The 14,190-nt window shown below is 74.6% G+C and carries 7 protein-coding genes; all 7 read right to left on the bottom strand.

Features of this window, described 5'->3' with window-relative positions; translation table 11 throughout:
- A partial coding sequence (locus EV374_RS31210) for a non-ribosomal peptide synthetase (RefSeq protein ID WP_132240749.1) occupies nt 1–5,195 on the bottom strand: 5,195 nt, incomplete at its 3' end.
- Nucleotides 5,192–10,204: a non-ribosomal peptide synthetase gene (locus EV374_RS31205; RefSeq protein WP_132240748.1), complete on the bottom strand. Its 5,013-nt coding sequence runs from the start codon at nt 10,202–10,204 to the stop codon at nt 5,192–5,194. The genes EV374_RS31205 and EV374_RS31210, both read right to left, overlap by 4 nt.
- A 66-nt stretch (nt 10,205–10,270) precedes the next feature.
- Nucleotides 10,271–10,477 (bottom strand): MbtH family protein, encoded by a 207-nt coding sequence (locus EV374_RS31200; protein WP_121401347.1) that lies wholly within the window; start codon nt 10,475–10,477, stop codon nt 10,271–10,273.
- Nucleotides 10,474–11,511, bottom strand: a complete 1,038-nt coding sequence (gene sbnB, locus EV374_RS31195) for a 2,3-diaminopropionate biosynthesis protein SbnB (RefSeq protein ID WP_132240747.1) — start codon at nt 11,509–11,511, stop codon at nt 10,474–10,476. The genes EV374_RS31200 and sbnB overlap by 4 nt, the downstream gene beginning before the upstream one ends.
- On the bottom strand, nt 11,505–12,485 hold the full coding sequence (gene sbnA / locus EV374_RS31190) for a 2,3-diaminopropionate biosynthesis protein SbnA (protein WP_132240746.1): 981 nt from the start codon (nt 12,483–12,485) through the stop codon (nt 11,505–11,507). Before sbnA ends, sbnB begins: the two co-directional genes overlap by 7 nt.
- Nucleotides 12,486–12,582: 97 nt before the next feature.
- Nucleotides 12,583–13,944 carry a condensation domain-containing protein gene (locus tag EV374_RS31185; protein ID WP_132240745.1) on the bottom strand — a complete coding sequence of 454 codons (1,362 nt, stop codon included), beginning with the start codon at nt 13,942–13,944 and terminating at the stop codon, nt 12,583–12,585.
- On the bottom strand, nt 13,941–14,180 hold the full coding sequence (locus EV374_RS31180; RefSeq protein WP_132240744.1) for an acyl carrier protein: 240 nt from the start codon (nt 14,178–14,180) through the stop codon (nt 13,941–13,943). Before EV374_RS31180 ends, EV374_RS31185 begins: the two co-directional genes overlap by 4 nt.
- Nucleotides 14,181–14,190: the final 10 nt, after the last annotated feature.

The following is a 14,190-nucleotide window of genomic DNA, read 5'->3' as shown; positions in this document are numbered from 1 at the left end:
CGCACATGATTCGCCAACCCCCGGTGCGACACCTGCACACCCTTCGGCCGACCCGTCGACCCCGACGTGAAAATCACATACGCCAACTCGTCGAGATCCGCGGCGCGGGCCGGCAGGGGCGCGTCCGTCTCGCCGATCTCCTCGACACGCACCACGTCCACGTCGACCGGCGCGAACCGGTCCGCGTACCGCTGCGAGGTGACCGCGACCCGGGCACCCGCGTCGGCGAGCATCGCCGCGATACGGCCCGGCGGGTACGACGGGTCCACCGGCACGAACGCCGCACCCGCCTTCCACACCCCCAGCATCGACGCCACCAGCTCCACACCCCGGTCCAGCAGCACACCCACCACCGCACCGGCACCCACACCCCGGGCGGCCAGCCAGCGGGCGACCTGCCCGGCCCGGGCATCCAGCTCCGCGAAGTCGATCCCCGCGCCGCCCGGCACCGACACCGCCTCCGCCGACGGCGTCTCCGCCGCCCGCGCCTCGAACTCGGCCAGCACCGAACGCGACACCGGCTCCACCGCCGACACCCCGTCGGCCAACACCACCGACGCCTCACCCGGAGGCAGACACGTCACCGACGCGTCACCGTCCACGTCGGCCACCATCGCCTCCAGCACCGCCCGGTACATGCCCCCGAGGCGGGCGACCTGCGGCACGCCGAGGTGGCGCAGGTTGGCCTCCAGCGTGAGGAAGCCGAGGCGGCTGATCACGCCGAGCGGGAACTCGTTGGGGCTGTCGTCGATCGAGTCGGCGTAGTCGATCTCGTCGGTGTCGATCTGGTGGAAGTCGTGGAAGCTGAACCGGACGTCCAGCATCCGGCCGCCGTCGCCGACCTCCCGCTGGAGCACCGGCAGCGGGTACCGGCGGTGCGACCACAGTTCCAGCTCCCCGGCGAACGTCCGCCCGATCAGCTCCCGCCAGGTCCGCGCGCCCGCGTCGTGCACGAACGGCACCGTGTTCAGGTGCATGCCGTAGACGCGGTCGGCGCCGGCGACCTCGGGGCGGATGTTGGACACCAGCCCGGTGAAGAACGACCCCGACCCGGTGAGCTGGCTCATCACCTTCAGGTGCGCGGCCAGCATCACCGACTTGAACGGCACGCCGGTCTCGCGGGCCAGCGCCCGCAGGCCGGGCTCCAGGTCGTGCAGCGGCACCCAGTGGTCGTACTGGGCGCCGTCGGCGGCGGTCGGGTCGCCCCAGCCCTCGGGCAGCACGAACCGGTCCCGGCCGGCGACCCGGTCGTGCCAGAAGGCGCGGTCCGTCCCCTCAGAGGTGGAGCGCAGCTCGGCGGCGACGGCGTCGGCGAAGCGCACCGGCGGCGCCGGGCGCGGCTCGACCGGCAGCCCGTCGCGGATCCGGTGGTACGCGCCGACCAGCTCCATCATTAGCGAGTGGTAGCTCCAGCCGTCCATGATCGGGTGGCACTCGGTGAGGGTGAGCCACCAGCTCCCGTCCGCGCAGACGCGCGCGTGCAGCCGGAACAGCGCCGGCTCGCCGAGGTCGAACATGTCGGCCCGCTCGGCGGCGATGAAGTCGCGCAGCTCCCGCTCCAGGCCGGCCCGGTCGGTGGCGCGCGCCCGGTCCATGCCGACCCGCATCTCGGCGGTGGCGTGCACGAGCTGCATCGGCACCGAGTAGCCGGTCAGGTCGAACGACGTGCGCAGCACCTCGTGCCGCCGCACCAGCAGCGCGGCGGCCTTCCGGAACGCGTCGAGCGAGAACTCGCCGGCGTCGGGGATGCGGTAGGTGGTGGCGTTGAGGTAGTGGTTGTGCTCGTCGGCGAGCATCTCGGCGAGCATGCCGAGCTGCACCTGCGTGCACGGGTACGCGTCGACGACGCCGTCGGGCAGCGCGGTCCGGTCGGCCTCGGAGATCAGCGCGAACGGCGCGACGGCCGGCTCCGGCGCGGCCGGCGCGGGGCGGCCGGTGAGGAACTCCGCCAGCTCGGCGATGCTGCGGCGCTCGAAGAGATCACGCACCTGCACGTCGAAGCCGGCGGCCCGGATGGCGGCGGCGAGCGCCACGGCGCGGATCGAGTCGCCGCCGACGTCGAAGAAGCCGTCCTCGACGCCGACCCGCTCCAGGCCGAGCAGCTCGGCCCAGATCGCGGCGAGCCGCTCCTCCACCTCGGTACGCGGCGCCAGGTAGGGCCGGTCGGTGGCGGTGACGGCCCGGTCGGGCGCCGGCAGCGCCCGCTTGTCGAGCTTGCCGTTGACGGTCAGCGGCAGCCGGGCCAGCGGGACGAACGCCGACGGGATCATGTACTCGGGCAGGGTGCGGGCCAGCGCCGCGCGCACCTGCCCCGGCCGGGGCAGCTCCGCCTGATCGTCGACGACCGAGTACGCCACCAGGCGCCGGTCGCCGGGGGTGTCCTCGCGGACGACGACCACGGCCTCGCGCACCCCGGGCAGGGCCGAGATGGCGGCCTCGATCTCGCCCAGCTCGACCCGGTAGCCCCGGATCTTCACCTGGTCGTCGATGCGGCCGACGAACTCCAGGCTGCCGTCGGCGCGCCGGCGGGCCAGGTCGCCGCTGCGGTAGAGGCGGGCGCCGGGCGGGCCGAACGGGTCGGGCACGAACCGCTGGGCGGTCAGCTCGGGCCGGTTCAGGTAGCCCCGGGCCACGCCGGGCCCGCCGACGTGGATCTCGCCGGTGACGCCGACCGGGACCGGGTTGCCGTACGGGTCGAGCAGGTGGATGCTCAGGTCGGCCAGCGGGACGCCGACCGGGTTGGCGGTGCCGGCCAGGTCGTCGGGGCGCACCTCGTAGTAGGTGGCGTGCACGGTGATCTCGGTGATCCCGTAGAGGTTCAGCAGCCGGGGCGCGGCCAGCCCGCGCCGGGCGACCCAGGGGCCGAGGTCGCCGTACTCCAGCTTCTCGCCGGCGAAGATGACCGCGCGCAGCGCGAGCCGGTCGATGCGGGGGTCGCCGTCGCGGGCCAGCCCCACCAGGCCGCGGAAGGCCGTCGGGGTCTGGTTGAGCACGGTGACCTGCTCCTCGACCAGCAGGTCGAGCAGGTCGCCGGGGGAACGGGTGATCTCGCGGGGCACGATCACCAGCCGGCCACCGTGCAGCAGCGCGCCCCACAGCTCCCACACCGACACGTCGAAGGCGTAGGAGTGGAACAGCGGCCACACGTCGGCGGGGCCGAAGTTCAGCTCGTCCTGCGCCACGGTCGTCAGGCGCAGCACGTTGGCGTGCGTCAGGAAGACGCCCTTGGGGCGGCCGGTCGACCCGGAGGTGTAGATGACGTAGATCAGGTTCTCGGGGTCGACGGCGACGCCCGGATCGGTGCCGGGCCGCCCGGCGATCTCCCCGGCGTGGTCGGGGTCGTCCAGCACCACCACGGCGCCGTCGAAGTCGGCGAACCGCGCCCGGTGGGCCTCGGTGGTCACCACGATCCGCGCGCCCGCGTCGGCGAGCATGAAGTCGAGCCGGTCGGCGGGGACGCCGGGCTCCACCGGCAGGTACGCCGACCCGGACTTCAGCACGCCCAGCAGGGTGGAGACCAGCTCCGCGCGGCGGTCCAGGCAGACCGCCACCAGCCGCTCCGGGCCGGCGCCGAGGGCCCGCAGGTGGTGCGCCAGCCGGTTCGCGGTGGCGTCCAGTTCGGCGTACGTCCAGCGTCGCGCGCCGTCCACGACGGCGGTCGCGGCGGGGTGGGCGGCGGCGGCGGTGGCGGCGAAGACGCCGTGCACGGTGCCGGTCACCGGGGTGGCCGGGCGGGCCGGGGCGGGGGTCGCCGCCGCCAGCTCGGCGTCGTCGAGGAGGCGCAGCGCGGAGATCCGGGCGTGCGGGTCGGCCCCGACGTGCTCCAGGAGCCGGCCGAGGTGGTCGGCCATCCGCCGCACGGTGGCATCGTCGAACAGCGCGGTCGCGTACTCCAGGTGCCCGCGCAGCCGGCCGTCGGCCCCCTCGACGACGTGCAGTTGCAGGTCGACCTTGGCGACCCGGGTGGGCAGCCAGAGCGTCTCGGCGGCGAGGCCCGCCGGCCAGGCGCCGCCGGGAGCGTCGTCGCCCAGGGTGAAGGCGACCTGGTAGAGCGGGGTGCGGGACAGGTCCCGCTCCGGTTCGAACTCGTCGACCAGCAGCGCGAACGGCACGTCGGCGTGGGCGAAGGCGTCGCGCACCGTGGCGCGGGTGCCGCGCAGCAGGTCGGCGAAGGTGGGGTCCCCCGTCCAACTGCCCCGCAGGACGAGGTTGTCGATCCCGTACCCGACCAGGTTGCGCAGCTCGGCGCGGTCGCGCACGGACGTCACGCTGCCCACGGGGATGTCGGTGCGGCCGGTGTAGCGCGACAGCAGCGCCTGGAAGGCGGTGAGCAGGGTGACGAAGAGGGTGGTCTCCGCGCCGCGGGCGATCTCGCGCAGCGCGGCGGAGAGGTCGGCGGAGAGCGCGAACGGGACCGAGGCGCCCCGCCAGTCGCGCACGCGGGGCCGGGGCCGGTCGGCCGGCAGCTCCAGCGGGGCGATGCCGGCGAGGCGGTCGCGCCAGTGCTCCAGGTGCCGCTCCAGCGGCTCGCCGCGCAGCCGGTCGCGCTGCCACGCCGCGAAGTCGGCGAACTGCACGGCCGGCGGCGCCAGCGGCGAGGACTCGCCCCGGACGTACGCGCCGTACAGCTCGGCCAGGTCGCCGAGGAGCACCGCCGTGGAGGGCGCGTCGCAGGCGATGTGGTGGATCACCAGCACCAGCAGGTGCTCGGCCTCGTCCAGGCGCAGCAGCGTCGCCCGTACCGGCCACTCGGTGGCCAGGTCGAAGCCGGTGGCGGCCAGCTCGGTCATCAGCGTGGTGGCCCGGTCCTCCCGCTCCGCCACCGGCACGGTGGTCAGGTCGAGCAGCGGCAGCTCCTGCGGGCGGGGCTCGTCGACGACCTGCACCGGCGTCAGGTCGGCCATCGCGTACCGGGTGCGCAGGATCTCGTGCCGGGCGATCAGGGCGTCCCACGCCCGGGCCAGCGCGGCCCGGTCCAGCGGGCCGCGCAGCCGCAGCGCCGAGGAGACCAGGTACTCCGGGCTGGCGGGGTCCAGCCGGTTGAGGAACCACATCTGCTGCTGGCCGAAGGAGAGCGGCAGGTCGCCCGAGCGGTCGACGGTCGGGATCCCGGCCCGTCGACCGGCGGCCCGGCCCGCCAGCCGGCGTTGGACGAGCGACTCGCGCAGGTTGGGCTGGTTCGCGGTCGAGGTCATGCCTGGTGCTCCTTGGTCTGCCGCAGGTCTTCGGTCAGGTCGGCGTCGGACAGCGCGTCCACCTCGGCCCGGATGAGGTCCTCCACCGCGCCCGCCATCGCCTCGACGGTCGGGTGCTCGAAGACGAGCCGGAGCGACACGTCGAGGTCGAACTCCTCCTGGAGGCCGGCGACCAGCCGGCCCGCCAGCACGGAGTGCCCGCCCATGGCGAAGAAGTTGTGCCGCACGCCGACGGGCACGCCCAGCAGGTCGCTCCAGATCGCGCAGAGGCGTTCCTCGACGACCGTGCGCGGCGCGACGAGGCCGTCCTCGGCGCCGGCGGCGCCGGTCGTCACGGCGTCGGAGAGCAGGCCGAGCAGGGCGGCGCGGTCCACCTTGCCGTTGGCGTTGAGCGGGATCTCGGCCACCGGCACGAGCAGGCTCGGCGTCATGTAGTCGGGCAGCAGCCGGGCGCAGTGCGCGGCCAGGTCGGGCGCCTCGCCCCGGTGGAAGGCGACCAGCCGCTCCTCGTGGACGATGACCGCGCACCGGGTCACCCCGGGGTGTTCCTCGACGACGGCGCGGATCTCGCCGAGTTCGATGCGGTAGCCGCGCACCTTCACCTGGTCGTCGACGCGGCCGACGAAGTCCATCACCCCGTCCGGGCGCATCCGGACCAGGTCCCCGCTGCGGTACAGCCGGCTGCCCGGCGGCCCGTACGGGTCGGGCACGAACTTCTCCGCGGTCAGGTCCGGTCGGCCGGCGTACCCGGTGGCCAGGCACTCCCCGCCGATGTACAGCTCGCCGACGACCCCGAGCGGCAGCAGCCGCAGCGCGTCGTCGAGCACCCGGACGGTGGTGTTCGCCATCGCCCGCCCGATCGGCACGATGTCGGTGGTCTGCGGCGTCTCGACCGGGTGGGCCGTCATGATGACGGTGGTCTCGGTCGGCCCGTAGCTGTTGGTGAGGCCACCCGGCCCGAGCCGGTCCAGCCACCGGTTGGCGATCTCCTTGCGCAGCGCCGCGCCGGCCGTCCAGATCAGGCCGGAGAGCTGACCCGCCTGCTCGTCGTCGAGCTGCTCGGTGAGCAGCTCCAGGTGCGGCGGCGTCATGATGAACCGGTCGAACGGGCCGGCCTTGACGAGCAGGCCGCCCAGCTCGGCGATGTCGAGGGCGGCGGGCAGCAGGGTCACCGACTGACCCGAGACCAGCGGGCTGAACAGGTTGGGGATGGACAGGTCGAAGGCGATGGTGGTGAACAGCGGCGCGCCGTCGCCGCGTCCCCCGCGCGGCCCCCGGTCGCTTAGGGCCTCGGTCTCGACGGCGCAGGCGAGGAAGTTGGACACCGCCCGGTGCGGCAGCGCCACGCCCTTGGGGCGGCCGGTCGAGCCGGAGGTGAACAGCACGTAGGCCGTCTCCTCCGGGTCGGTGTCCCGGTCCGGCCGGTGGGTGGGGCCGGCGCAGACCATCAGCCGGTGGGTGTCCACGTGCAGGGTCGGCACGGTGAACCTGGGCGCGTACGCCGCCTGGGTCACGCCCAGCTCCACGCCGGCGGTGGCGAGCATGTGCCCGATCCGCTCGGCGGGGTACGACGGGTCGAGCGGCAGCACGGCCGCGCCCGCCTTCCAGGCGCCGAGGATCGCCGCGATCAGGTCGACGCCCCGGTCCAGCAGCACGGCCACCACCGCGCCCCGGGCGACCCCGGAGCGCCGCAGGTGGTGGGCGAACTGGTTGGCCCGGTCGTCCAACGCCGCGTAGGTGGTGGTGAGGTCGCCGTGCCGCAGCGCCACCGCGTCCGGCGTGCGGTGCCGCTGGGCCTCGAAGAGGTCGCAGACGGTCGCGGCGGAGCGGGGCACGGTGGGTCCGTGCACCTCGTGCAGGAGCAGGTGGCGCTCGCCCGGCGAGAGCAGGTCGAGGTCGTCGAGCGGGGTGCCCGGCTCGGCCACCGCCGCGGCGAGCAGCCGGACGAAGTGCTCGGCCATCCGCCGCACGGTGGGCTCGTCGAGCAGGGCGGTGGCGTACTCCAGGCTGCCGGCCAGGGTGCCGTCGGGGCGGGGCCAGACGTGCATCGTGAGGTCGGTCTTGGCGATCCGGGCCGCCCGGCGCAGGGCGTCCAGCAGGGCCTCGTCGTCGGTCGACTGGCCGGTGATGCCGCCCTCCTGGGCGTTGAGCATCACCTGGTAGAGCGGGGTGCGGGAGAGGTCGCGGACGTCGACGAGGTCGTCGACCACCCGCTCGAAGGGCAGGTCCTGGTGGGCGAGGGCGGCCAGGGTCCGGGACCGCACGGCCCGCAGGGCCGCCTCGAACGGGGCGGCCGGGTCCAGGGTGCAGCGCACCACCACGGGGTTGAGGAAGACCCCGGCGATCTGTTCCGCCTCGGCGGGACGTCGACCGGAGGTGGGCGCGCCGACGGCGACGTCCCACTGCCCGCTGTAGCGGGCCAGCAGCGTGGCGAAGCCCGCCAGCATGGTCATGAACGGGGTCGCCGAGCAGCGCCGGCCCAGCGCGGTCAGCTTCTCCGCGAGCTGCGCCGGCACCTCGAACTCGACGTGCGCCCCGCGCGGGTCGCGCTCGGCCGGCCGGGGCCGGTCCAGCGGGAGGGTCAGCTCGGGCACCCCCGCCAGGTGTTCGCGCCAGAAGCCGAGTTCGCGCTCGACCCGGTCGTCGGTGAGGTACCGGCGCTGCCAGGCCGCGTAGTCGGCGTAGTGCACCGTCAGCTCCGGCAGGTCCGGCTCCCGGCCGGCGGCGCCGGCCGCGCAGAGTTCCCGCAGGTCCCGCTCCAGGACCCCGGCGGTCGTCGCGTCGGAGGCGATGTGGTGCAGCGCCACCAGTAGCAGGTGGTCCGCCCCGGCCGAGGTGACCAGGGTGGCCCGCCACAGCGGCCCGGTGCGCAGGTCGAAGCCCTGGCCGAGCTGCGCGTCGACGAGGTCGACGAGCGGGGCCTCGGTCGCGTCGCGGATCGTGAGGTCGACGGGGCCGGGCGGGTCGATGCGCTGGTGCGGCTCGCCGTCCTGGGTCAGGTAGCGGGTGCGCAGCGCCTCGTGCCGGGCCTCGAGCGCGTTCAGCGCCGCCCGTACGGTGTCGGGGGTCAGCGAGCCGGGCAGGCGCAGGTAGAGCGGCACCACCCACTCGGGGCTGCCCGGGTGCAGCTGGTCCAGCAGCCACAGCCGCCGCTGGGCCGGGGAGAGCGGCAGCGCGCCGGTGCGGGGCACCGGGACCACCGCCGGCGCCGCGGGGTCGCCGTCGGTCAGCAGGGCGGCCTGCGCCTCGACGGTGCTCGCGGCGAGCAGCTCCCTCAGCTCGACGCGCACGCCGGACTCGGCGGCGAGGCGGCTGGCGAGGCGGACGGTCACCAGCGACGACCCGCCGAGCTGGAAGAGGTCGTCGTGCACCCCCACCCGGTCGACGTCGAGCAGCTCCTGCCAGAGCCGGGCCACCAGGCGCTCGGCGTCGGTGCGCGGGGCCAGGTAGGCCGTGCGGTCGGCGGTCTCGACGGGCGGCAGCGCGGCCCGGTCGACCTTCCCGCCGGTGGTCAGCGGGAACTCCGCCACCGGGACGAACACGGCCGGCACCAGGGCGTCGGGTAGCCGGTCGGTCAGGAAGGCCCGCAGCTCCGTGCTGCCCAGGGGGCGTCGGCTGGCGACGTACGCGGCCAGCCGGGGGCTGCCGCCGGGCTCGGCGAAGCCGACGACCACCGCCCGCCGGACGTCCGGGTGGGCGGCCAGGGCCGACTCCACCTCGCCCGGCTCGATGCGTACCCCGTTGATCTTGAGCTGGTCGTCGGCGCGGCCGACGAACTCCAGGCTTCGGTCCGAGCGCCACCGGACCTGGTCGCCGGTGCGGTAGAGCCGCGCGCCGGGCGGCCCGTACTCGTCCGGCACGAACCGCTCCGCGGTCAGGTCGGGCCGGTGGAGGTACCCGCGGCCGAGCCCGGCCCCGCCCACGTAGAGGTCTCCGACCACGCCGATCGGCACCGGCCGCCGGTTGGCGTCCAGCACCTGGAGGCGGAGGTTGTCCAGCGGCCGGCCGATCGGCACCGGCCCGGTGCGCTGGGCGAGGTCGACCTGCTGGGCGGTCACGTCGATGGCGCACTCGGTCGGGCCGTAGGTGTTCCAGACCCGTGTCCCGGGCGCCACCGCCAGCCGCTGGCACAGCTCGGCGTGCAGCGGCTCGCCGGCGGAGAAGACCAGCCGCAGCGTGGTGCACCTCGGCCAGTCCGGCTCCTCCGTCACCAGTTGCAGCACCGACGGCACGCCCTGGAGCACGGTCGCCCCGGACCAGATGACCGCCGCCACCAGGGCCGCCGGGTCGCGTTCGGCGCCGTCCGGCGCGAGCGCCACCGTCGCCCCGCAGATCAGCGGGGCGAAGAACTCCCAGCCGGCCGCGTCGAAGCTCACCGCGGTCTTCTGCAACACCCGGTCCGCCGGCGACAGGCCGTGCTGCCGGACCGTCCAGGCCACCCGGTTGCCGATGGCCCCGTGGGTGACGACCACGCCCTTGGGCCGGCCGGTCGACCCGGAGGTGTAGATGACGTATGCCGCGTTGTCGGGGTCGATGCGGACCGGCGGCGCGGTGTCCGGTCCGGCCGCGATCCGCGCCCGGTCGGCGTCCAGGCAGACCACGTGGGACGGCCCGGCCAGGGCGTCGTCGCGCAGGTCGGTCTGGGTGAGCACGACGTCAACCCCGGTGTCGGCGACGATCCACCGCCGCCGGTCCACCGGGTGCGCCGGGTCCAGCGGCAGGTACGCGCCGCCGGCCCGCCACACCCCGAGCAGGGCGACCACGAGGTCGACCCCCCGGCGCAGGTACACGCCGACCGTCGACTCCGGACCGACGCCCAGCCCGACCAGGTGTTGGGCGAGCTGGTTGGCGCGCCGGTCGAGTTCGGCGTAGCCGACCCGTACGTCGCCGGCGAGCACCGCGGTCGCGTCGGGCGTCGCCGCGGCCTGGCGGGCGATCAGGTCCGGCAGGACGACGGGGTCGACCGTGCCCGCTCCGGCGGCCGGCAGGGTGGACAGAGGGGTGCTCATCGGGGTGCTCCTCCGGGGTGGGGGGTCGATCGCGGACGGCCGGGGGTCACGCCTGCCGGGGGCCCGTCAGACGGACGCGCCGTCCATGCGCAGGCGCAGGCTCTTCGGCCGCATGTCGGTCCAGAGCTCGTTGATCCGGCTGAGGCACTCGTCCCGGGTGCCCTCGGTGCCCTCGGCCCGCCAGCCGGCCGGCAGCGCCCGGTCGCTCCACCAGATCGAGTACTGCTCCTCGTCGTTGAGCACCACCAGGTAGCTGCGGTCGTCGTCGCTCATGTTCTCTCCCTCGTGGGTCGCGCGGTCGCCACGGCGGCGGCCGGTACGGGTGTGAAGTCGTCGATCCGCACGCCGAGGCCCCGCTCGGCCGCCGTGCGGCGGACGTGTTCGGCCAGCGCGATGTCCAGCACGCCCAGCCCGAACGGCGAGACCACCACCGGCCCGGGCCCGTCGGCCGGGGGCAGCGCCGCACCGCCGGCCAGCCGGCCGATGGTGGTGTGGATGAAGTCCCGGCCGCCGGTGAGCTGCTCGGCCAGGTGCAGCGAGGTGCGCTCGCGGCACACGTGGTCGGGGTCGTCGACGACGTTGCGGGCCGACAGGATCGCCTCGGGGTGCAGGTCGCGCAGCGACAGGTGCAGCACCACGGTCTCCGGCTGGCAGGCGGTCAGCTCCAGGTGCGGCTCGCTGGCCGTGGTGGCGATCGAGACCAGCCGGTGGGCGGCCAGGGCCTGCTCGGCGCTCGCCGCCACGCTGATCGTCGTGGCCGGCAGCAGGGCCGCCGCGCGGGCGGCGAACGCCTCGGCCCGGCGCGGGTCGGTGTCGTGCAGCACCAGCGAGGCCGGCGGGGTCAGGGCCACCGTCAGGAAGCGCAGCACCTGCTCGTTGATCAGCCCGCAGCCGATCAGCGCCAGGCCGTCCGGGCGGCGCTCGGCGGTCAGCAACTGCGCGGCGAGGGCCGCGCCGGCCGCGGTACGCCGGGCGGAGACGACCGATCCCTCGATCACCGCCTCGGGCTGGCCGGTCTCCAGCGAGTTCAGCACGATGGCGGCGCTGGCGCGGTCCAGGCCCCGCTCGATGTTCGCCGGGAACGAGGAGATCCACTTCATGCCGGCGGCCGGCGGGTCGGCGCCCAGGTACGCGGGCAGCCCGATGATCCGGTTGCGGGCGTTGTCGGGGAAGCGCAGGAAGACCGAGTGCGGCACGCTGGTGCGGCCCTGCTCGTGCAGGACGTACGCCTGCCGGACGAGGTCGATGACCCGGGCCTCGTCGCCGTCGAGCACGTCCCGGACCACGGCATGGCCGATGATCAGCATTTTTCGCCCTTCCACAGGTGGCTGACCTCGCCGAACTGTTCGGTCACCCAGCGATCGGAGTAGATGGTGTCGAGGTAGCGGTCGCCGTTGTCCGGAAAGATCAGGACGCTGGTGCTCCCGGCGGGCAGGTCCGCCATCCGGCGCCGCAGCGCGGCCACCGTCGCCCCGGAGGAACCGCCGGCGAGGATGGCCTCCCGGACCGCCAGCAACCGGCAGCCGACCACGCAGTCGAGGTCGGAGACGTGCAGCACCTCGTCCGGCCGGGCGTTGGCGGCCAGCGGCGGCACCACCGAGGCGCCGTGCCCGGGGATCAGCCGGGGCGCGGGCGGGTGGCCGAAGATCGCGCTGCCGACGGCGTCGACCGCGACGATCCGGGTGCGGTGGCCGTTCTCGCGCAGGTAGTCGGCGCAGCCGACCAGGGTGCCGCAGGTGCCGGTGGAGCAGAACAGGTAGTCGACCCGGCCGTCCAGCTCGGTCATGATCTCGGCCATGGTCTGCCGCTGGGCGCGGGCGTTGAGCGGGTTGGTGTACTGGTCCGGGCGGTAGGCGCCGGGCACGGTCTCCACCAGCTCGCGCACCCGGCGGCGCCGGACCGCGAGATATTCACCGGTCACCGGGTCGGGGTGCTCGATCATGTCGATCTCGGCCTGGTACGCGGCCAGCACCGCCAGGTTCTGCCGGGTGGTCTTCGGGTCCACCACGCAGATGAACCGGATCCCGAAGTACGCGCAGATCTGGGCCAGGCCGATGGCGAGGTTGCCGGAGCTGGACTCCACCACCACGGACCGTCCCGGCACCAGTTCGCCGGATTCGATCTTTCCGCGCAGCATGTTCAGCGCGGCCCGGTCCTTGATGCTCCCGCCCGGATTGAACTGTTCGAGTTTCGCGTACGCCCGGGCGGGAAATTCGGGAAACAACCGGTCCAGGCGCACCAGGGGCGTGTTGCCGACCGTGGAGAGAATTCCCTGATCCATTTCAACCCCCTCTCCGGGCTGACGGAAGGTCGCCCGCAACCGCCGTGCGGGCGCTGTGCGACACCCGTCGACGACGGGCGCCGGATGACCGGGGTGCTCAGCTCATGCCGAGTTCGAGCAGCATCCGCTCGTCGACGTCGCCGGCCAGGCGGGCGTCGGCCACCGTCGCGGCCGGGTCGGCGCAGGCCGCGCCGAGCAGGGCCAGGTACTGGTCGAAGAGCCGCTCGACGGTGGCGCGGTCGAGCAGGTCCCGGTCGTAGTTGAACTCGGTACGCAGGGCCAGGTCGGGCAGCTGGTGCACCGTCACGGCGAGGTCGAACTGCCCCTCGTCGTACGGCACCACCAGTTGGCGGACCCGGTGCCCGACGAATCCGTTGCTGGTGTCGGACAGGGTGTCGCCGTGCTGCCGGGTGAGCAGCGTGATGGTGACCCGCACCAGCGGGTCCCGGTCCCGGCGGGCCGCCTGGACCAGGGGGAACGGGTAGGCGGCGCGCGCCACGCCCTCCGAGAGCTGGCGTCCCGCAGCGGCGATCGCCGTCGCGAAGGTGGTGCCCGGGGTGAACGACGACCGCAGCACGACCGGGTTCACCAGCATCCCGACGACCTCTCGCAGCGCCCGCCCCCGCCGCAGCGAGACCGGGCAGCCGATGGTGAACTCGCCCTGCCCCGTGCACCGGTGCAGCAGCGCCTCGAAGACGCCGAGCAGGACCGTGAACGGGGTCACCGCCAGGGTGGCGGCCGTGGCGCGTACCTGCCGGGCGACGTCGTCCGGCAGCATCCGGGCCACGGACGCGCCCCGGTACGAGCGGGTGGCGGAGCGGGGCCGGTCGGTGGGCAGGGTGGCGGCGGTGGCGCCGGCGCAGGTGCGGGCCCAGTGCTCGGCGAGCTCGGCGCGCCGGGGCCCGGCCAGCATGGCCTGCTCGCGGGCCACGAACTCGTCGTAGCTGGGCCGCGTCGGCCAGTCCATCGTGTCCCCGCCCCGACCCGCCCGGTACGCGTCGCCGAGGTCCCGCCAGATCAGGTACTGGGAGAGCCCGTCGGTGGCGATGTGGTGGATGACCAGCACCAGCGCGCAGTCCGTGGGCCGGCGCAGCAGCACCGCCCGCAGCGGGCCGTCCTGTTCGAGCCGGAGCGGCTGCTCGCCGACGGCGTGGATGAGCGTCCGCAGGGTCTCGTCGTCCACGTCGCCGACGTCGCGGACCTCGATCGTGCCCGAGCCGGCGGGGTCGACGAGCCGCACCGGCCCCGCTCCGGTCTCGGCGAACCGGGACCGGAGCAGGTCGTGCCGAGCCTGGACGGCGACGAGGGCGGCCCGCAGCACGTCGGTGTCGAGGACCGGCTCGGCGAGCACGGCCGTCACCACGTTGCTGGTCGAGCTCTCGGGCGCGAGTCGGTACAGCGCCCACTGCGCGGCCTGACCGACGGACAGCTCCCGGGTGTCCCCGTCGCCGGCGTTCACTTGGCGCCGAGCACGAAGTCGGTGAGGTCCCGGACGCGGACGAAGTTGCCGACCTCCTCGTCCGGCACCTCGATGTCGAAGTGCATCTCGGCGGCACCGAGCAGGTCGACCAGCTTGAGCGAGTCGAGGCCCAGGTCCACGAAGGTGTCGTCGGCGGAGATCGGCCGGTCCGGCTCCTCGGTCATCAGCTTGCGGGTCAGCTGCTCGACGTCGGCGGCCACCTGGTCAACGGTCATGTCAGTGTCC

This window comes from Micromonospora sp. CNZ303 (assembly GCF_004345505.1).
Note: the sequence above shows the minus strand (reverse complement) of the source record. Positions and strands in the feature narration are given on the sequence as shown.

Coding starts and splice junctions, on each gene's coding strand:
- EV374_RS31200 (WP_121401347.1), bottom strand. CDS start 10,477: ATGAGCGACGACGACCGCAGCTACCTGGTGGTGCTCAACGACGAGGAG.
- EV374_RS31180 (WP_132240744.1), bottom strand. CDS start 14,180: ATGACCGTTGACCAGGTGGCCGCCGACGTCGAGCAGCTGACCCGCAAG.
- EV374_RS31205 (WP_132240748.1), bottom strand. CDS start 10,204: ATGAGCACCCCTCTGTCCACCCTGCCGGCCGCCGGAGCGGGCACGGTC.
- sbnB (WP_132240747.1), bottom strand. CDS start 11,511: ATGCTGATCATCGGCCATGCCGTGGTCCGGGACGTGCTCGACGGCGAC.
- sbnA (WP_132240746.1), bottom strand. CDS start 12,485: ATGGATCAGGGAATTCTCTCCACGGTCGGCAACACGCCCCTGGTGCGC.